This window comes from Salipaludibacillus sp. CF4.18 (genome assembly GCF_051262595.1).
Classification (GTDB): domain Bacteria; phylum Bacillota; class Bacilli; order Bacillales; family Salisediminibacteriaceae; genus Salipaludibacillus; species Salipaludibacillus neizhouensis.
Genome location: NZ_JBIMEV010000010.1, coordinates 102,494 through 121,101 on the forward strand (window position 1 = coordinate 102,494; position 18,608 = coordinate 121,101).

Consider the following 18,608-nt stretch of genomic DNA (forward strand, 5'->3'; position numbering starts at 1 on the left):
GATGAAAAAATCGGGAATAGGGGTTGAACAGGAATGAAAATAGCTGTGGTCTATAATAGGGAAAGTCAGGCAGTCATTAATTTATTTGGTACGCAAAACCGTGAAAAGTACGGGCTGGAAACGATTAAAATGATCAAGGAAGGTCTCGTTTCCGGGGGACATCAAGTCAAAACCTTTGAGGGAGATAAAAACCTCATTAAAAATCTGGAAGAATTTATGCCAACTGTTATTTCCGGTGAACGTCCTGGACTTGTGTTTAACCTTAGCTACGGTATTCAAGGAAGAGGAAGATACATGCATGTTCCAGGCATTCTTGAAATGCTGGGCGTGCCTTATGTGGGATCTGGACCGGAAACTCATGCCTTGGCCCTTGATAAAGTAGTGACGAAAATGATCCTTCTTCAAAAAGGATTACCGACACCAAAATTTTCAGTTCTAGATAATCCGGATTCGCCGCTTACAGAAAACTTAATGTACCCGCTTATCGTCAAGCCGAAAGATGAGGCTGTTTCATTTGGTTTGAAGATTGTTCATAACGAAGAGGAACTCCGCGAAGGTGTGCAAGTAATCTATGAAACATACAATGCGCCAACTTTAGTAGAAGAATATATTGCCGGAAGAGAAGTAAACGTCGGGATCTTGGGAAATAATCCTGTGCAAGCACTTCCACCTGTGGAGCTTGTATTTGGTGAAGGACCGCAAATCTTCACATACGAAGATAAAAAGAATAAAAGTGGGCGAACAGTTGAAAAAGTGTGTCCTGCACCGTTAACTGAAAAGGAAACAGAAAGGATTCAAGATTTAGCGATCCAAACATTTAAAGCATTAAATTGTTATGATACGGCTCGTGTGGATTTCCGTATTGACAACGAAGGAAACCCATATATTTTGGAAGTGAATTCGATGGCCAGCTTAGGTGCAGATGGCTCATTTATTTATGCTGCAGAGCAAATCGGACTGACTTATAAAGCATTAATGAATCGAATTATTGATATAACGTGCGAACGGTATTTTGGAGCTGATTTCCTTGCACCGGTAGAGGAAGACTTTCAGAAAATGGATGTCCGTTTATTTAATCGACTTACGAAAAAACGAAGTATGATGGAGACGGACTTAAAGGCTTGGACAAATGTCTCAAGCCGAACGGAAGATCCTGTAGGTTTAAGCAGAATTAGAAATAAGCTTGAAGAGAGATTACTTAAATTAGGAATGAATCCAGTTGATGAGTTTACGAATGGTCGCTCTGCATGGACATTTGAAACTGGAGCAGGAATGAAAGATGGGACACTTATCGTCGTGCCTATTGATGTTCCGGGAGAAAGAACAGGATTCCCAATTCCATTTAGAACAGAACAAGAATGGCTTTATGGAGAGGGAATAGCATCAAGTAGAGGCGGAATTACTGTGATGTTAAGTGCTTTAAATGCCTTAAAAGAGCAGAAGCTTTTAAGTAAAAAAAATGTTGGTGTACTCTTCTATTCAGATGAAGGGCGGGGAATGCGCTATAGCTCTTCGACATTGCGGAAAGCAACGAAAGAAGTGAAAGAGGTTATCGTACTTCAACCTGGCTTTACAGATGGGAAAGTGGTGGATCAACGCCGCGGTACAAAACAGTTCAGCGTAATCGTAGAAGGAGATCCAGTACGAATCGGTAAGGAAACAAAATCGATAGATGTTCTTCAGATGTTTATAAAAAATGCTGAAAAAGTACAGAAATTAAACAACAGAAAAGGGAAATTGGCTGTTGCGATACAGGATGTCAGGTCTGAACGGTATTCTGTCTTAAAACCACACCGTGTCTATGCGACGTTGTCGATTACTTATATTGACGAAGCTCTTGCTGAAGAAACCGAAAAAGCTATTAGAGAGTTGTTTACTGTAAATTCAAAAGGGATACGTACCAATATTGAAAAGCTGGTCGAGCGTCCACCGTTAATTAGGAAGAAGAATCATTTACTATTAGATAAATTAAAGAATTTGAGTGAAGCGTGGAACTTACCTTTTGGAACAGAATCCAGCTTGTTATCTTCGGCTGCAGGTGAGGTTGCTAAAGATACACCGGTTGTATGTGGGTTTGCGCCAGCTAGTAAAGGGCTCTATACACCGGAAGAAAGCCTTCATCGCAGTGAATTAGTTCAGCGATCGTTACTTCTTGCTTTGTATTTGAATGATGGTGAATGAGGGATAATGACACCATGACCGAGAAATTGCCGATTCTCATTTCGGTTCCACACGCTGGGATGAAAAAACCAGCCTTTATTCAAACTACATGCTTGCTAAATGATATGGATATTTTACTGGATGGCGATACATGGACAGATCACCTCTTTGCATTTAATGGCCGAGTAGAAGAATTTCACCAAATGGATGTGTCGAGGATTTTTCTGGATTTAAATAGGGAAGAAAACGATCTTCCTCCCTTAAATCCCGATGGCATTGTAAAAACAAGGACGGTCACCGGCAAGAAGGTGTGGGACACCCCTTCCGGACTTCGCCCATTAGAGCGGGAGAAGCTCATTCAAGATTACTACCTTCCATATCATCGTAAACTCGAAAAGGCTGCTAGAAATCCTAAAGTGAAAGTGGCGATTGATTGCCATTCGATGCTTGATTATGGCCCGGATAATAAACTAATTAATTGGCAGCATCGTCCTTTATTTTGTATTGGGAATCGCGGGACGACATCCGGGGAACAAGGAGATGAGGACCTGACAGCGCCGGTGGAAATGGTCGTGAAGTTAAAGAGATTATTGGAAAAGAAGTTTCAAAGGTATAAGACAGACAATCAGCAATTTGTCACAATGAATGATCCTTTTAAAGGTGGATTTGTCACACGCCATCATGGCGCTTTAGGGGAGATTCCTTGGATTCAGCTGGAAGTTAACCGTAACTTGTACTTGCCGGAGCGAGAGTTCATGAATCTTCAGCCTAGTGAATCGCAAAAGCAGAAACTTGGAGAATTCAGAGAGATGTTATATGAGGTCTTGCTGAGTTTCTCAAAGTAATTCCGTTTAATGGGGAAGAAGATTTATAGTTGGAAGGGCACTGAAAAGGTTGATTTTAACTTTTCCAGTGTCCTTTTATATGCAATGAGCGAAGCTTCCGCGGGCAACTTCTTCAACAGTTGCTTTTCTGCAGGGAGTCGCCGACTTCGCTACTTTGATCTTTTCAAAAATTTAAGGTTGAGAAGGCATTTTTAATAAAAGACGGCTAAGTCGTTTTTCTTATATCTTATCGAATGGACCCGTGTGGTAATACAGCGTGAACACCTTTGACGCCATTCACAACTTGGGTGACTCTTAAATCAACAGCTACACTTGCCAATGCCGTTGCTTCTACCTTAGTGATCTGATAGTGCTGTTCCATCAATTGAACCATTTCATCTAGAGCATCTGCAGCAGCTTTGTTCAAGTCTTCTGCAAATCCAAACGTAATCCATCCCGCCGGCGTATTGGCTCTTGGTAGTTTTAAAACCATATCATCCCTAACTGTTAGCGTAAGATCCACATGGTCCATCGGACATTCGATCGCGGTTCCGGAAACTTCCCCATCCCCTTGAAGGGCATGACCATCACCAACTGAGAACAATGCTCCATCTACAGCAACAGGAAGATAAAGGGTACTTCCTTTGACAAGTTCTTTACAGTCAATGTTTCCTCCACAGTATCGCGGTGGTGCGGTTTCATGAATGCCAGTTTCTGCAGGAGCGACGCCTAACACTCCCATGAAAGGACGAAGGCCAACATGATAATTTTTCTCTCCGATAGCAGTGCTTCCGGTCATCGTTGTTGACTCAAGTTCCCAATCTAAAGTAATTGTATCTTCTCCACTTATTCCTAGCTGGTCGTTTTGCCAATTAGATTCTCCACCGGCCCAATTTTGACCATACCAGCCAGGAACGATCTCATGTAACTGAATTTCCAAGACAGTTCCGGCTTTTGCACCTCGGACGGCAATGGGACCAAGGATTGGATGCCCGGGATTAGCTTCTTTTTCACGAGAATGAAAAATTGTGCGGGCTTCTGATTTTTCAGAAGAATAGCCCCATCGAATGTCCGATGTCGTTAAGTGAAGAGAGTCACCGGAATCAATTGTCAAAATAGGCGAGTATTCCTTACTGAAAGAACCGTGAAGGTTATTAGAGTTTAACTCAAGTTTATGGATCATATTTATTCTCCTTTATGGTAGATAGATTTTTTATAAGACTTATTTCCTCATTAATTGATGGCTGATTTTGCAACAAATTCCTGCTGATTTATGAAATTGATTCAGCCACATATTCCATAAAAATACTGGCAATATTGATCGAACTATTCATGTAAAGGCTACGGCATCCAACGGCGTCTTCCATTTCATTAAACAATAGTCTTCCATTATGATCTATCAGGAAGTCTATGCCAACGAAATCCATGTGCATAGAATCGGAAATTCTGTTTACTATCTTCGTTTCTTCTTCGGTTAAGGTATAAAGACGGGAGCTTCCCCCTATGGATATGTTGGCTCGGAAATCTGTCGCCGATTCCCTTAATACTGCTGCGACAATTTCATTTCCAACAAGATACACTCTTAAATCTTGTCCTTTTTTTCCACCAACCGGTTGGTATAACAATTCTTCAGAAAGCATCGAGGACATCAGTTTTCCTTTCTCTAGAGATTCTATATATTTGACCCCGGTTCCACCTCTGCCTTGAGGGTCTTTTAAAATAAAAGGAGTTGGTAAATGATTGTGATGATAGAAAAGAGCCGAACTGTGAATCGTTTTACTCGTGAGCATGGGAATTCCAATGCTGGATATGACTGCGTGGGCAAGTCGTTTATCATTTGCAATACGAGCAACATAGGCACTGTTGAAACAAGGGATATTTTTCACCTCAGCTACTTCATTCAACCAAGGTGAAACGGAACGGTTGATGATAAAATCAGGAGTTTTCTCTCCATTTCTTGTGAATATGTTGTCAACACTGGACACATTGACCTGGATTTCCTCATAGGGAACAACAACTAGTGTCAAGCCAAAGCTTTGTGCTGCAGCCTTCATAAAACCTATGAATCTGTCATTGCGTATAATATCTTTTTTTCGATAAACAACCCAACCTATTTTCAACGTCATGATAGTTTCCTTTCTTTTTGACCAGATAATATAGCGTCAATATGTTCGATCATTGGGATGGCAACATCAATTCCTGTGCATTCATAAATGCTGCGAATATGTGGGTTAGAATTCACTTCACATACGACAGGTCCTTCTTTTTCGAGCAAAAGATCAACCCCGGCAAAATCCGCGCCTACTGCGGCAGCAGCTTGAACTGCTAATGTTTTTTCTTCCAGGGAAGGGTCATAAGGAGTGGTCGAGCCTCCAGCAGTGACATTGGCACGGAAATCCGTCTGAGATGTTCTCTTCATCGATGCTACCACTTTGCCGCCTACTACATTTATTCGAATATCTTTACCCAAACTGTGATGAACGGGCTTTTGGTAAAGGTGGTCTTTTCCCGCTAGTTTTTTCGTCATGATCTCAAGTTGCTCTTTGGAGTCAATCCAATATACTTGTTGACCAAATGACCCGAAAGCTTCTTTTATAATCATCGGTAATCCGATCGCCTCAATAATGCGTTCTATATAGGTTACTTCCTTTACTTCAATACCGTTAAAGGTCATCGGTGCAATGATGGTCATCGGAGTAGGAATCGATTTTTCAACTAAATGGTGATGCATGAGTGATTTATTATCACAAATTTCTATTGATTTGGATCGATTAAAAAGAGGAATATTCATCGATTCCAGTTGTCTGGCAAGATGCAGATCTTTATCAGCGTAATGAACAAAATCAGGGTGGAAGTTCTCACACCGCGTTTTTGAAAAAAGAAGTGGTTTTGTCTTATCGTTTGAGACCAATATCTCATCATTAGTAAGAATTTCCAGATGTATATTGGCCTTTTCTGCGGATTGTTTAAACCATGTTACATAGTCTAAGAATTTATCGGATTTTAACTGACCGTTATAGATGATCCAACCAGATAATTTAGTCATTTTACTGTCAATCCTTTCTTGCGAGATCACGCAGAGCGTATTATTATGTAATATGATAAAGTAAAATATGTCATTGAATTGATCATGGCACTTTTTCCAGTTAAAATCAATTATTGAAATGAAGTGATAGTGATGAGAATAGAGAATTATGACCAAGCAAGAGCCCTTCTTTTTTCGAAAAAAAAGGCAGGTATTGCTTATACATTAGATCGAATGGAAGAATTAATGGAACAATTAGGTCATCCGGAAAGGCAGATTCGGGCTATTCATGTGGCTGGCACGAACGGTAAAGGATCAACCTGTGCTTTTTTAGCTGCTATTTTGCAAGAGGAGGGCTATAAGGTTGGAGCTTTTAACACGCCAGCATTCGGACCGGAGAAGAATCAAATGACGTTGAATGGTGTGCCTCTTACCGAAGAGGAATTCAGAATGGCATGTGACGAAATTGTCCAAGCTGTGCATATTGTAGAAGATCGTCGCGGAGAAATGGTGAGTGAGTTCGAGCTCATGGTTGCTTTAACGTATCATTATTTTTCTACCATTCATCCTGTCGATATCGTGTTAGTGGAAGCGGGAATGGGTGGTAGACTTGATGCTACTAATGTACTGACTTCTCCTATAGCCACAATTGTGACAAATGTAGGTCTTGATCACCGACAGTACCTCGGTGATACGGTGAAAGAAATCGCTCGAGAAAAAGCCGGAATAGCGAAAAAAGGTGTTCCTATGTTTACAGCAAGTAGTAATGAAGTCTTGCATGAGATACAAACTGTCGTTCAGAAACTAGGTGCCTATATGGTTGAAGTGAAACACCTTGAGGAAGGATTGACAGAGCGTATTCGTATGCAAGGGGAACATCAAAAGAAAAATGCAGCGATTGCCGTTGCAGTAGCAAAAGAATTAGACGATAGAACGATAATAGAACTAGGTCAATCAAGTATCGTCAAAGGTTTAGAAAAAGCTTTTTTAGCGGGACGTTGGGAGCGGGTTCAGCAATCTCCTGAAATAATAATAGATACGGCTCATAACGTGGAAGCAATGCAAACTGTCTGTGAACAGATAAAGGGATTTCCTGAGAACATGCAGGTGGAAGTGTTATTTGGCGCAATGCGCGATAAACCGGTTAAAGAAATGCTAGAAAACTTGCGGGCAGCCGGAGCCGTTATTCACATTACAGGTTTTGGTTCTGAAAGAAGTATGGATTTGGAAGACTATCAATCACAGTCTATTTTACAAGAGAGCAATTATATTAAAAATCCGGAACAATGGATACGTGAATGGAGCAACGAGGGTCCAACGGGAAAGGTACTGGTTGTTACAGGGTCTCATCAGTTTGCAGGTGAAGTAAGAGAGCTTATTTAGAGGTGAATAATAGAAGAGTTTAACATTCGATATACAAAATTGGTAATGAAAATTTCAAAAAGATCCATAATGTGATTGGAAAAATGGTATATTTAATACTAACATGTTGTTTTAAAGGAGGAGTACGTATGGTTTATCTATTTTTACTCATAGGTTTTATACTATTAATTCCTATAATATTTATTCTTCCTCCCGTTTTTTCTCGATTCGTTCTTTTTTTGCATGTTTTTTTATCTGTAATTTACGTGTGGCTTGGTTATTATATATCCTCTATCATTCACTGGAGTGTAGCTATTATAGTAGTTCTGCTGCTGGCAGGGATTACGGCTATCTTTTTCACAAAAGTAAAAGTTGATTCTGAGAGTGGGAAAGAGGGATCTTATGAAAATTAAATATTTTGTAAATTCGATGATTTTGTTAAGCGGGAGTATTCTCTTTCTTTTTTATATTACATTTGGCGGTGACTATGTTTATACCGCTTACTACGAAGAAGAAACGTTTGAAAACAATACATTTATTGCAACGGCTGATATTAGTAATCTAACGCATGAAGAAGCAATAGCGGTAGTTGAAACAGAAGTGGAGAATTGGAAGGCATCAGCAGAAGCATCATTTCGATGGTATGAACAGGAAGTTAAATCTAATGTGGAATCAATAGATTTTTTTGTGGAAGAATCGGTGACGAATGCTGACATGAACAAAGCATCGTCGTATGATTTAATGGCAGAGATTGATGTGACTTATCTTCGTGATAACTTATCTCAGTTCTCTTTTTACTTTCAAGATATGAATCTGGTAAATGAAGAGCAGCTAGAAATAGAGGTTTTGGAAACTGCAGTGAATTTACCTAACTCGGAGCTAGAGTTAAATGTGCATGAGTTTTTAAACTCTGATATTAAAGAGAAGGAAACGGTTCTCTATAGTGCTACGAGGCAACTTGATTCCCCTTTGTTAGAAGCATGGTCCAATGAGATGCCTGAAATTGTGATAGAAGGTGATAGTCGTTTCTCATTGACAGAAGTGGTTGAAGGGCAAAACATTGAATCCACAGAAGGCAACCCCTTATCAATAGTAGGTTCAGCAGTTTTTGAAACGCTATTACACAGTAACTTTCAATTAGTGGAGCGGCACCAGCCTGAACGTTTAAATGAAGGGATACCACTAGGATTTGATACTCAAGTTGTAATCGGTGAGCAAGACTTGGTCTTTGATAACCCTAATCCGGTCAGTTATGAACTGGAACTTGAGTACGATAATGGCTTATTGACTGTTGAGCTAATAGGGGAGAATCTGCCTTATACGGTCACTGTTGAAATGGAAGATGTTCATGATTTAGAACCAAAAACAATTGTTAACTATACAGAACAACTTTCTTCAGGAGGTTCTTCGGTTGAAGAGATGGGTTCAAATGGGACAACCTACGATATTGTCAGAACGTTTGATTTCCCAGAAAATGAGTGGCAGGTCGAAGAGTGGATAGCCAATGACTATTATCCACCAGAACATCGAGTGGAGTTGCGAAATGTTGACGATCTGAGAGTTACTGAGGAAGAGGAAATAGGCTTTGACGAGTACGGAAATCCTATCACTGAGAATCCGAATCCGGATGACTACGATTCCGTCGATGAATTTTTGGATGATTACTATGGAACGGAAACAGGTAATGAAAGCGGATATGGTAGTACGGATGGAACTAATGGTGGAACAAATTCAGGCAGTAATGATGATACAGGCTATGGAACAGATTATGATACGGATTATGATACGGGTTACGGAAGTGATTATGATTACGATACTGATTTTGATTCAGGTTATGGATCTGGTTCTGATGGATCCAACTCAGGAGGCACGAACCAAAGTCCTGAAACGGATACTCGTTGGTCTGATTTTTGGAGTGGTAATGGAAGTCAAGGAACTAGTGGAGGAACAGGTCAAAACGGTGTGACTTCTTATGAAAATAATAGTAGTACAGGAGGAAATGGAACAGGGACATCAGGATATCCAGACACCAACAATGGTGGAAGTAACTCTCCTAGAGAAGATGAAGATGGGGAACCGGTTAAGGGATATTAAATTTTATAAAAAACAGGATCTTTCTTTTTTGTACAAAAGAAGGATCCCGTTTTTTTTTTATATAAGTTGACAGCTATCTTTACGCCACGCATTTCAAGGGAAACACACCCCCGAGTAGCACCTACACGCTTTACTTAGGTGCTACTCGGGGGTGGCGAAAGATCACGCTGTATTTAACAAAAGACGCTATGCGTTTTTCTTATTGACTGCTATGTCATTATTCTGCTTGTTCTTTGGTTGGAGTGGTAGAAATAATTAAATTGTTTTGATTAAAAAAGTAGTCTCCTGGATTTGAGCCATCATATATTGTAGAAAGGCTATCTTCTTCTATTTTATCCATTATGACATGACTACCTCCAGTGGCTTCAAAGCTCTTACTAATAATTCTCCCGGTTACAGAACCTCCGCCACTCATAGAAAAATGTGCGTTGGGAGCGTGAAATAATTTGGTAGTGTTATCAGAGCCACCAGAAATATTAACGCTCGTCCCACCTGTTAAAATATGTCCTTGGAAACCACTTCCGGCTGTAAGGTCTATGTTTGTATCTTCTCCAAAAAAAGATCCAAATATCTTTTGATTACCACTTAGCTTTAATGTTTTAGCGGTAGTGGAATCGGAAGCCTTTAAAAACAACTGTAGTTGATCAATATCACCATCATTGTTAATACTGCTCCCTGAACCCATTGTAATTTCATCAATGACATATATTTTTAGGGATCCTGTCCCTTCAATTAAAATATGTCCATTTATAATATTTAAATGGCTAACTACAAGTTTTTTATCAGAGTTACCGACGTCAATAGTTAATTCAGTGTTACTTTTTAAACTTATTGTTGAGATAGAAGTAACGCTACTGTTTAAGTCCCATTTAAACTTATCATTGCCGCTCAGCTCAATATTATCGTGATTTTCTGAATTCTCGGGATACGTAGGGAAAATCGGAAACGTGAGTGAAGGATAGGATTTTTTTTGGACTTTTAACCACCATTCTTCAGGATAATGATCAGGTACATTGATCACTTTTTCATTATCTGCATCGGGATGAAGAGAAATATTTTGCGTAATGGATGATCCACCAGTAAGAGTAATCGCATTTTCATTAAGAGATTTTGTAGCAACGCTCCCATTAATACTAGCTCCACCACGCAAAGATATGGATTCATCAGTAACAACTGCAAGGTCATTATTTTCAGGGGAATTAATGGTGATATCTTTAGTAAGTTTACGAGATCGATTGTTGATTATTCCCTCAGATTTTATCGTGTATTTTAGAGGATATTCATCATTAAGAGGACCAAGTACCTCTGTTAAGAATATCCCATTGTTAAAGTCTTTTTTTTCATTTAGACCAGTAGAGATGGCTGAAACAATTGCATCACGAGAATCACCAATTGGGTTTTCCAGATGTTGGTTGTATGCTTCTAAACTTTCTGTTTGAATCTCTTGCATCCTTACATTTATTCCTGCCTCAGCGATGTAATAAGAGGATTGATGATCACGCTCTCCGGTTGTTAACGTTAAATTCGAAGATGTTACACCTATGACACCTAGGGTTAATACAGAAAAAATCATGATTAACAGCAAAACCAAAACTAAAGCCATGCCATTTTCATTATTTAATCTCTTAGTTGAGAGAAACTTATGTCTCATAGATTATCCTCCGTTCAATTCCTAATATAAATAGAAGATGAGATGGTCGTTGATTGTCCGTTCGTCGGTGAGAAGCTTTCTATCGTTATCTTTGTTTTTTCCATATGATCCTCATCGGGATGTGCAGTAAACATTTTTATGTTGTCAACGAGCTTGTTCTTATCCTCATCCACAGTTTCCCAAATCGTACTTGATCCTGCCTCAAAATAAATCCATTCCTCATTATTCAGATAGATTGCATCATCTTTTGTAGTTATCTGAGAACCATCTGCAGACCTTATCTTCCGCTGAATATCATTCATTGCATATCTAACGTCAGCCTGACTGTCTACGTGTTCTGCTTGATTCATGAACTGATTTTGTCCGAATAGTTGAATCGAAGTAACAATTAAAAGAATCATAGATAAGAGAGAGACGGAAATCAGCAGCTCAATCAGACTTAAACCTCTGTCATTTTTCAGCATAGACATCATTCGCCCTCCCAATATAAAATGGTTTCCATATAAGTATCAAATCTATCATAAGGATAAACTTCAGATACACCGACAATTAAGGAAATCAAACCTTCTTGCGCTTCATTCTTTTCTAATTTAATGGTTATATATTCTCCGTCTATTACTTTGTAACCAGCGTAAGTGTCTTCATTACTAGTTATTTCCGTAAAATCTTCTGCTGTCAGTTGAGCGGATACTTGGTCAAACGGAATAGTTTTAGAATAGTACGTCACTGTTTCCATATATTCCTGAACAATATACGTTTCATCAAGAATAGTATCCGATATTTGAATCGACTTAGCAGATTGGATGAACAGTCCTGATATAGGAATAATGACAATAGCGAGAATAGTGAGAGATATGAGAACTTCAAGTAAACTTAATCCCTTTTGCGAGACTAAATTTTTTTTAATGAAAGGTACCATTTTATGTCACCACCTGTATAATTATCAGTTAATTAAAATGTGATCTCTTTTAAGTTCTAAATTTAGACATATTTTTTGTAAAAATAACTGTATTTAGTCCTATTATACATTATAATGAGTATACAGATAGCTACATTTACCTGTATGGAAAATAGTTATTTTTTCACTATTATGTTCACTATAGTGGATACAATTGGTAAAAAGTAGTATTTTTGTTGGAATGGGTGAAGGTAGTTGAAAAAAACACGTAAAAGATTAGGAGATTTATTAGTAGATTCAGGTCTCATTACCAGTGAACAGCTTGAAGAAACGTTAAGTCAAAAATCAAGTAACCAAAAACTTGGAGATTCTTTGCTGCAGCAAGGGTTTATTACTGAACAGCAGTTAATCGAAGTATTAGAATTTCAACTAGGAATCCCTCATGTCAGTTTATACCGATATCCCATTGATCAGAAAATGGTCTCGCTTATCCCAAAGGAAATGGCTATGAGAAATTATATCATGCAATTGAAATTGGAGGGTGATAAATTATTTATTGCCATGGCGGATCCAATGGATTATTTTACGATAGACGACATCAGGTTATCAACCGGATTTCAAGTAGAAGTTGCAATTGCTACAAAAGACGACATTATTCGTACGATTAATAAATACTATGATCTTGATGACTCTGTTGAAAACATGTTAGGGGAAGAATTCAATCCCGAACAGCAAGAGGAGGAATCAATTGCCGAAGAAGATTCTCCGATGGTGAAGCTTGTAAATCAGTTACTCCTTCGGGCTATACAAGAGAGAGCCAGTGATATTCATGTGGACCCTCAGGAAGATAAGGTGAACATTCGATATCGTATTGATGGTGTACTAAGAACCGAACGGAATTTACCTAAACATATGCAAAGCATGTTAATTGCGAGAATTAAAATTATGGCTAATCTTGATATTACAGAATCGCGAGTCCCTCAAGATGGGCGAATCAAGATGAACGTAGAATTTCACCCTGTCGACTTAAGAATATCGTCACTGCCAACTGTTTATGGTGAAAAAGTAGTGATGAGGATACTAGACTTGGGAAACGCCATAAATGATTTGCATAAACTAGGATTCAGTCCGACGCATCATGAGAAGTTTAAATATCTTTTGAAGCAGCCTAATGGAATCATCTTGATAACAGGTCCAACAGGTTCCGGGAAATCATCCACGTTATACGCGGGCTTGAACGATTTAAACAGTGATCAGGTAAATATTATTACTGTAGAAGACCCTGTGGAATATCAAATTGAGGGGATTAATCAAATCCAAGTAAATACCAAAGTAGGCATGACTTTTGCTAATGGACTCAGATCAATATTAAGACAGGATCCCGATATAATTATGGTCGGTGAAATTAGAGATTCTGAAACAGCAGAAATTGCGGTAAGAGCTTCATTGACTGGCCATCTTGTTCTAAGCACAATTCATACGAATGATGCGATCAGCACCGTCAATCGACTAATCGATATGAAAATTGAACCGTTTCTATTGGCATCGTCCCTGTCGGGTATTATTTCACAAAGACTCGTTCGAAAAATCTGTCGGGATTGCAAGGGAACAAGAGAAGTAACAAAACGGGAAGCGGATATTTTCCAGCGACATGGAGTGATTATAGACCAACTTTCTTACGGCAAAGGTTGTCCTACGTGTAACATGACCGGCTATCGCGGAAGATTAGCTATTCATGAAGTGTTGACCTTAGACGATACGATTAAAAATATGATAATGAACGAAAAAACAGGCTCGGAAATTAGAGATTATGCACACTCAATGGGAATGAATTTCCTCATTGATGATGGACTTTATAAAATCAAACAAGGTATAACCACCACCGAAGAAGTTTTAAGAGTGGCAACAGATAAGTAGGTGAAACATTGAAAGAAAAAATAGATTTATTATTTGAAAAAGCAGTGAATGTTCAGGCATCTGACCTACATCTAACAATTGGTATGCCACCGATATTTCGTATACATGGTGACTTGGTAAAAGTAGATGAAGACAAGATATCGCCGGAAGAAATGGTCGGAATCACGGAAGCACTGCTTCCTAGCAGTCACTTAGAAATTTTGAAAGAAAAAGGAGAAGTCGATTTTTCCTATGGTATTCCGCAAGTGTCACGATTTCGGATTAATGCTTATTATCAACGATCTCACGTGAGTTTTGCGATTCGAATTATTCCAATGGGAGTTCCTAGTCTCGAAGATTTACAGCTTCCGCAATTACTAAACAAAATTGCGGAAAAAAAGCAAGGTCTTGTGCTTGTTACTGGACCAACGGGAAGTGGAAAATCAACAACTCTAGCAGCGATGTTGAAGTACATTAACCACTCATTTAAAAAACATATTATTACGCTGGAAGATCCAATCGAGTATTTGCACAAACATGATAATAGTATTGTGGACCAACGGGAAGTTGGTTTTGATACAAAATCATTTGCGAATGGTCTTCGGGCAGCTTTAAGACAAGATCCGGATGTCATTCTTGTCGGGGAAATGAGAGATTTAGAAACGATTTCTACCGCTATTACAGCTGCTGAGACAGGTCACTTAGTCTTAGCGACTTTACACACGTCAAGTGCACCGGCGACTATCGATCGAATTATCGATGTGTTTCCATCTGAACAGCAAGCGCAAATTAGAATTCAACTTGCTTCCGTTTTGACTGCGATTATTTCACAACGGTTATTTCCTTCAACTAATCATCGCAGTAGAAAAGCAGCTACAGAAATTCTGGTAAATAATTCTGCGATTGCAAATATGATCCGGAATGAAAAAATTCACCAGATTTATAATGTCATGCAGACAAGTCGCAGTGAGGGTATGCACACACTTGAGATGTCACTTCGAGAACTACTTAGGCGGAACGAGGTAAGTCACGAAGAGGTAGCTCCGTACTTACAAGAGAGGGATTCCTAATGGCTCAATTTAAATACGAAGGTAAACTGAAAAATGGGACAAAGAAGCAAGGGGTTGTCTTAGGTCAAACGCGGCGGCAAGCCATTCAAAAGCTACGGGCACAAGGAGTCGCACAAGCTTCTCTAACAGAAGTAGCTCCATCGTTATTAAATAAAGAGATTTCACTAGGTAATCCGGTTAAATTACAGGATTTTGTATTGTTTCTAAGACAGTTTGCTACATTACTCAAATCAGGTGTTTCTCTCTTGGACACGACAATGATCTTGTCGAAGCAGACAGACAGTAAAGTTTTAGGAAGGGCCCTTGCACAAATAGCCGATGAGTTATTAACAGGAAAAGCATTTTCAGACGCTGCCTCAGAACATAAAAAAGTGTTTCCGCCTATTTTCCTTAATATGGTCCGTGCAGGTGAAGTAAGTGGGTCATTAGATGAAACGTTAGAGCAACTCGCTTTGCAGTTTGAAAAACAGCATGAAACAAGGCAAAAAGTAAAAGCAGCTCTAGCTTACCCTGCTATTGTGGGAGTGGTTGCCATCGGTGTGGTAATCTTTCTGCTATCATCCGTTGTCCCAACATTTGCAAGTATGTTGAGTGATGTCGGAGGTGAACTCCCGTCAATTACCCTATTTGTATTAGGGGCAAGTGATTTTGTGTCTGGATTTTGGTGGTTGCTGATCTTATTACTAGTTATGTTAATTGTTTGTCTATGGGCGGTTCAACAAACTCCCAAAACGAAATATTACTATGACTATGCATTGTTAAAAATGCCGATTTTTGGTTCGCTATTGCAAAAAGCAGCGTTAGCTAGAATGTCTAGAACTCTTAGTACATTATTCTATAGCTCTGTTCCAGTATTACAATCGATGCAAATTGTTGAAAAGGTAGTCGAGAATGAAGTGATTTCCCAATCTTTGAAACAGTCACGTGAAGCGTTGGAAAGAGGACAAAAACTAACGACTCCGATGAAAGAGCACTGGGTTTATCCTCCATTGGTGATTCAAATGATTTCGATAGGTGAGGAAACAGGAGCATTGGATGACATGTTAGTAAAAATTGCAGATTTCTATGAGAAAGAAGTAGAATATGCAACGGACAAATTAAAAGCATTAATTGAACCGGTAATGATTATTTTATTAGCGGTCGTCGTAGGAACAATCGTTATTTCGATTATGGTGCCGATGTTCCAAATTTATTCAGAAATATAAATGAGATAGCAAAGGAAGCGATGAAAGATGATCGATTTAAATGGGTACTTGGATCATCAGGAGTGAGTAGTGCAACCGGCCTTCTCTATAAATAAAAGATTAAAAAAGAGGAGAGAAAAAACATGATGAAAAAGCTAAGAAAAATGTTGAAGAATGAAGATGGGCTTACGCTTATTGAATTATTGGTAGTTGTTGTTATTTTGGGGATTATCGCTGCAATTGCGATTCCTAGTGTGGGGAGTTTAATTGAAAATTCAAGAGATGATGCTTCTAAAGCAAACGCACAGCAATTGATTAGTGCAGCAAGATTGTATGAAGCTTCTAATCCAAATGCTACTGAAGTTTCGATTGATATTGATGGTTTAGTAAGTGGTGGTTTCCTTGTTGATGATATGGAAGACCCGCATAGCAATGCGAATGATCAATCGTATACAAGTGGAACGGTTACATTTGTTGAAGGTGGAGATCATACTGTTGAATTGGTAGGAATTAAAACAGTTTCTGGTACACGAAACAATCTATCTATTGCTGATTCATAAAAATGTAGTAATTCAATAATTATCCCCCACTCTTGTGGGGGACATTTCTTTATAATGATCTTCTAAGTTTGATACCATAGAAAACTTTAGATTTAAATATGAAAGGAAGCATGTCCATGGAAGTTCTTTTTCATGTATACTTATTTGTAGTAGGAGCAATATTCGGGTCCTTTTATAATGTTGTAGGCTTGCGGATTCCTGCGGGCGAATCGATTGTTACTCCGAGATCAAACTGTCAAACTTGTAAGCGAACACTTACATGGAAAGAGCTTATACCGGTTGTATCCTATGTGGTACAGCGGGGACATTGCAAAAAATGTGCATCATACATATCGGTAAAATACCCATTATTTGAACTGGCAACAGCAATTCTATTCTCACTTTCTCCTATCATTGTTGGATGGTCGATGGAATTAGTAGTTGCTCTTGTTTTTGTTTCGATGTTAATCATTATTACAATATCTGATTTAGAGACAATGCTGATCCCAGACAAAGTACTATTGTTTTTTTTAGTTCCGCTTCTCCTATTAAGAGTGATCGAACCGTTACCAAATTGGTGGGATAGTCTTGCCGGAGCAGCATTTGGTTTCCTCTTATTTTTGCTCTTAGCAATTCTAAGCAAGGGCGGCATGGGTGGAGGAGATATCAAGTTAATGGCTGTAATTGGTTTGGTACTAGGTTTTTCAGGAACATTATTAACGATATTTTTATCGTCATTCCTTGGGGCTGTGTTTGGTATTATCGGACTTATAACTGGTAAACTAAAAAGAAAACATCCAATCCCTTTTGGACCTTTTATTGCCCTAGGAGCAATTCTAAGCTACTATTTCTATGATCCAATACTAGATTGGTATGTCAACTTACTACTTAATGGAGGTTTCTAATGACAGGTTTATTAAATTTCAGAAAACAAGATCATGTAAGCTTACAATTTAAAGATCACGTCATCCGTTGTGTCATAACAAAAGAAGCCTCGGAAGCATCTATGGTGGCATTCTATGAGAAAGCAGTTCCTGAAGGTATCATAGAAAAAGGAAAAATTATTGATGAAACTAATTTCGTTCTGATTTTAGAAGAGTGTATCGCGAATTGGAAATTAAAAAGAAAAAGCATTAAATTTCTCGTCCCTGACTCTTCGATTTTCTTTCGGAAGCTGTCTCTTCCTAATAATCTAACGAAAGAAGAAATACGAGGTCATATTAATTTTGAAATAGGAACCTCTATTCATCTTCCTTTTGAAGATGCTTCTTTTGATTTTCATATTTTAGATTCTGAGGAAGAAACGGAAACGATTGAGATTCTTTTTTTTGCGGTTCCAGAACCGTTATTAAAACAGTATGTTAAGCATTTGGAAGACGGAAATACAAAACCAGATGTTGCAGATGTCGCAGCGTTGTCTCTTTACCGATTCTATTACTTGAATTATTTAGATCAGATAGATGACGATGCTCACATTATGTTATTGGAATGGGACATGACTTCGATAAATGTTAGTGTCTTCAACCATCATAAACCGATTTTTCTGAGGAGTATTCCTCATTACTTAGATGTAGAAAATTGGGAAATGACGCAAGAGGATTCTCTTGTAACGTGGAAAGATATTAATAGTGAAAAGATAGATGGTGATCTAGCTGATTCGTTTACGGAAATTGAACGAGTCATAGATTTTTATAAATACACCTTGTTTAAAGGTGAGAAAGAAGTGTCAAAAATCTTTCTAACGGGAGATCATCCAATGTTAATGAAGGTTAAAAAAATGCTGGAAAATTCCACGGGTCTGGAGATAGAGATGAAACATTCTATAGGTGATATTATTGAAGATAATAGTAATGTAGCTAACAAATTTCTTCTCCCTCTAAGCCTTTGTCTAAAAGAGGTGTAGTG

At 38.6% G+C, this 18,608-nt stretch carries 17 protein-coding genes and 1 riboswitch; of the genes, 11 read left to right on the plus strand and 6 right to left on the minus strand.

The window, feature by feature from the left end:
* The first annotated feature begins 33 nt into the window (after window positions 1–33).
* Together ACHABW_RS09065 and ACHABW_RS09070 are read left to right on the plus strand one after the other, a co-directional pair.
* The gene (locus ACHABW_RS09065; RefSeq protein ID WP_435755003.1) at window positions 34–2,181 is read left to right on the plus strand and encodes a M20/M25/M40 family metallo-hydrolase; all 2,148 of its coding nucleotides are present in this window, start codon (window positions 34–36) and stop codon (window positions 2,179–2,181) included.
* A 14-nt stretch (window positions 2,182–2,195) separates the two neighbouring features.
* Window positions 2,196–3,005 (plus strand): N-formylglutamate amidohydrolase, encoded by an 810-nt coding sequence (locus ACHABW_RS09070; protein ID WP_435755004.1) that lies wholly within the window; start codon window positions 2,196–2,198, stop codon window positions 3,003–3,005.
* 226 nt (window positions 3,006–3,231) lie between these two features.
* Here the strand turns inward: ACHABW_RS09070 and ACHABW_RS09075 are convergent, their stop codons facing one another.
* The 3 genes from ACHABW_RS09075 to ACHABW_RS09085 form a co-directional block, all read right to left on the minus strand.
* On the minus strand, window positions 3,232–4,167 hold the full coding sequence (locus tag ACHABW_RS09075) for an acetamidase/formamidase family protein (RefSeq protein ID WP_435755005.1): 936 nt from the start codon (window positions 4,165–4,167) through the stop codon (window positions 3,232–3,234).
* Between the two features lie 88 nt (window positions 4,168–4,255).
* The gene (locus tag ACHABW_RS09080; protein ID WP_435755006.1) at window positions 4,256–5,110 is read right to left on the minus strand and encodes an ATP-grasp domain-containing protein; all 855 of its coding nucleotides are present in this window, start codon (window positions 5,108–5,110) and stop codon (window positions 4,256–4,258) included.
* Window positions 5,107–6,030 carry an ATP-grasp domain-containing protein gene (locus ACHABW_RS09085; protein ID WP_435755007.1) on the minus strand — a complete coding sequence of 308 codons (924 nt, stop codon included), beginning with the start codon at window positions 6,028–6,030 and terminating at the stop codon, window positions 5,107–5,109. The genes ACHABW_RS09080 and ACHABW_RS09085 overlap by 4 nt, the downstream gene beginning before the upstream one ends.
* A 132-nt stretch (window positions 6,031–6,162) precedes the next feature.
* Between ACHABW_RS09085 and ACHABW_RS09090 the strand changes: the two genes are divergently transcribed.
* The 3 genes from ACHABW_RS09090 (at window position 6,163) to ACHABW_RS09100 (ending at window position 9,465) form a co-directional block, all read left to right on the plus strand.
* Complete coding sequence (locus tag ACHABW_RS09090; protein ID WP_435755008.1) at window positions 6,163–7,392, plus strand: bifunctional folylpolyglutamate synthase/dihydrofolate synthase; 1,230 nt, start codon at window positions 6,163–6,165, stop codon at window positions 7,390–7,392.
* 128 nt (window positions 7,393–7,520) lie between these two features.
* Window positions 7,521–7,784, plus strand: a complete 264-nt coding sequence (locus ACHABW_RS09095) for a hypothetical protein (RefSeq protein ID WP_110935002.1) — start codon at window positions 7,521–7,523, stop codon at window positions 7,782–7,784.
* On the plus strand, window positions 7,774–9,465 hold the full coding sequence (locus tag ACHABW_RS09100) for a VanW family protein (protein ID WP_435755009.1): 1,692 nt from the start codon (window positions 7,774–7,776) through the stop codon (window positions 9,463–9,465). The genes ACHABW_RS09095 and ACHABW_RS09100 overlap by 11 nt, the downstream gene beginning before the upstream one ends.
* A gap of 217 nt (window positions 9,466–9,682) precedes the next feature.
* On the opposite strand, the gene ACHABW_RS09105 is transcribed toward ACHABW_RS09100, so the two are convergent.
* The 3 genes from ACHABW_RS09105 to ACHABW_RS09115 are packed head-to-tail and all read right to left on the minus strand — an operon-like array spanning window position 9,683 to window position 12,035.
* Window positions 9,683–11,116, minus strand: coding sequence for a DUF7305 domain-containing protein (locus ACHABW_RS09105; RefSeq protein ID WP_435755010.1), 1,434 nt, complete (start codon window positions 11,114–11,116; stop codon window positions 9,683–9,685).
* Window positions 11,117–11,130: 14 nt separating this feature from the next.
* Entirely contained in the window at window positions 11,131–11,589 is a 459-nt protein-coding gene (locus ACHABW_RS09110; RefSeq protein ID WP_435755011.1) for a PilW family protein, read from the minus strand.
* The gene (locus ACHABW_RS09115) at window positions 11,586–12,035 is read right to left on the minus strand and encodes a type IV pilus modification PilV family protein (RefSeq protein WP_435755012.1); all 450 of its coding nucleotides are present in this window, start codon (window positions 12,033–12,035) and stop codon (window positions 11,586–11,588) included. Before ACHABW_RS09115 ends, ACHABW_RS09110 begins: the two co-directional genes overlap by 4 nt.
* Before the next feature lie 234 nt (window positions 12,036–12,269).
* Here ACHABW_RS09115 and ACHABW_RS09120 point away from each other — a divergent pair, with 234 nt between their 5' ends.
* The 6 genes from ACHABW_RS09120 (at window position 12,270) to pilM (ending at window position 18,606) form a co-directional block, all read left to right on the plus strand.
* The gene (locus ACHABW_RS09120; protein ID WP_435755013.1) at window positions 12,270–13,931 is read left to right on the plus strand and encodes a GspE/PulE family protein; all 1,662 of its coding nucleotides are present in this window, start codon (window positions 12,270–12,272) and stop codon (window positions 13,929–13,931) included.
* Between the two features lie 8 nt (window positions 13,932–13,939).
* Window positions 13,940–14,980, plus strand: coding sequence for a type IV pilus twitching motility protein PilT (locus tag ACHABW_RS09125; protein WP_435755014.1), 1,041 nt, complete (start codon window positions 13,940–13,942; stop codon window positions 14,978–14,980).
* Window positions 14,980–16,185, plus strand: coding sequence for a type II secretion system F family protein (locus tag ACHABW_RS09130; protein WP_435755015.1), 1,206 nt, complete (start codon window positions 14,980–14,982; stop codon window positions 16,183–16,185). Before ACHABW_RS09125 ends, ACHABW_RS09130 begins: the two co-directional genes overlap by 1 nt.
* Window positions 16,186–16,189: 4 nt before the next feature.
* A riboswitch (cyclic di-GMP riboswitch) is annotated at window positions 16,190–16,275 on the plus strand.
* A gap of 32 nt (window positions 16,276–16,307) precedes the next feature.
* Window positions 16,308–16,724 carry a competence type IV pilus major pilin ComGC gene (locus ACHABW_RS09135; RefSeq protein ID WP_435755016.1) on the plus strand — a complete coding sequence of 139 codons (417 nt, stop codon included), beginning with the start codon at window positions 16,308–16,310 and terminating at the stop codon, window positions 16,722–16,724.
* A 116-nt stretch (window positions 16,725–16,840) separates the two neighbouring features.
* Window positions 16,841–17,608 carry a prepilin peptidase gene (locus ACHABW_RS09140; RefSeq protein ID WP_435755017.1) on the plus strand — a complete coding sequence of 256 codons (768 nt, stop codon included), beginning with the start codon at window positions 16,841–16,843 and terminating at the stop codon, window positions 17,606–17,608.
* On the plus strand, window positions 17,608–18,606 hold the full coding sequence (pilM, locus tag ACHABW_RS09145; RefSeq protein WP_435755018.1) for a type IV pilus biogenesis protein PilM: 999 nt from the start codon (window positions 17,608–17,610) through the stop codon (window positions 18,604–18,606). Before ACHABW_RS09140 ends, pilM begins: the two co-directional genes overlap by 1 nt.
* The last annotated feature ends 2 nt before the right edge of the window (window positions 18,607–18,608 follow it).

What these genes read in the sequence shown, in the direction of transcription:
- ACHABW_RS09065 (WP_435755003.1), top strand. Translation starts at nt 34, where the DNA reads ATGAAAATAGCTGTGGTCTATAATAGGGAAAGTCAGGCAGTCATTAAT.
- ACHABW_RS09070 (WP_435755004.1), top strand. Translation starts at nt 2,196, where the DNA reads ATGACCGAGAAATTGCCGATTCTCATTTCGGTTCCACACGCTGGGATG.
- ACHABW_RS09075 (WP_435755005.1), bottom strand. Translation starts at nt 4,167, where the DNA reads ATGATCCATAAACTTGAGTTAAACTCTAATAACCTTCACGGTTCTTTC.
- ACHABW_RS09080 (WP_435755006.1), bottom strand. Translation starts at nt 5,110, where the DNA reads ATGACGTTGAAAATAGGTTGGGTTGTTTATCGAAAAAAAGATATTATA.
- ACHABW_RS09085 (WP_435755007.1), bottom strand. Translation starts at nt 6,030, where the DNA reads ATGACTAAATTATCTGGTTGGATCATCTATAACGGTCAGTTAAAATCC.
- ACHABW_RS09090 (WP_435755008.1), top strand. Translation starts at nt 6,163, where the DNA reads ATGAGAATAGAGAATTATGACCAAGCAAGAGCCCTTCTTTTTTCGAAA.
- ACHABW_RS09095 (WP_110935002.1), top strand. Translation starts at nt 7,521, where the DNA reads ATGGTTTATCTATTTTTACTCATAGGTTTTATACTATTAATTCCTATA.
- ACHABW_RS09100 (WP_435755009.1), top strand. Translation starts at nt 7,774, where the DNA reads ATGAAAATTAAATATTTTGTAAATTCGATGATTTTGTTAAGCGGGAGT.
- ACHABW_RS09105 (WP_435755010.1), bottom strand. Translation starts at nt 11,116, where the DNA reads ATGAGACATAAGTTTCTCTCAACTAAGAGATTAAATAATGAAAATGGC.
- ACHABW_RS09110 (WP_435755011.1), bottom strand. Translation starts at nt 11,589, where the DNA reads ATGATGTCTATGCTGAAAAATGACAGAGGTTTAAGTCTGATTGAGCTG.
- ACHABW_RS09115 (WP_435755012.1), bottom strand. Translation starts at nt 12,035, where the DNA reads ATGGTACCTTTCATTAAAAAAAATTTAGTCTCGCAAAAGGGATTAAGT.
- ACHABW_RS09130 (WP_435755015.1), top strand. Translation starts at nt 14,980, where the DNA reads ATGGCTCAATTTAAATACGAAGGTAAACTGAAAAATGGGACAAAGAAG.
- ACHABW_RS09135 (WP_435755016.1), top strand. Translation starts at nt 16,308, where the DNA reads ATGATGAAAAAGCTAAGAAAAATGTTGAAGAATGAAGATGGGCTTACG.
- ACHABW_RS09140 (WP_435755017.1), top strand. Translation starts at nt 16,841, where the DNA reads ATGGAAGTTCTTTTTCATGTATACTTATTTGTAGTAGGAGCAATATTC.
- pilM (WP_435755018.1), top strand. Translation starts at nt 17,608, where the DNA reads ATGACAGGTTTATTAAATTTCAGAAAACAAGATCATGTAAGCTTACAA.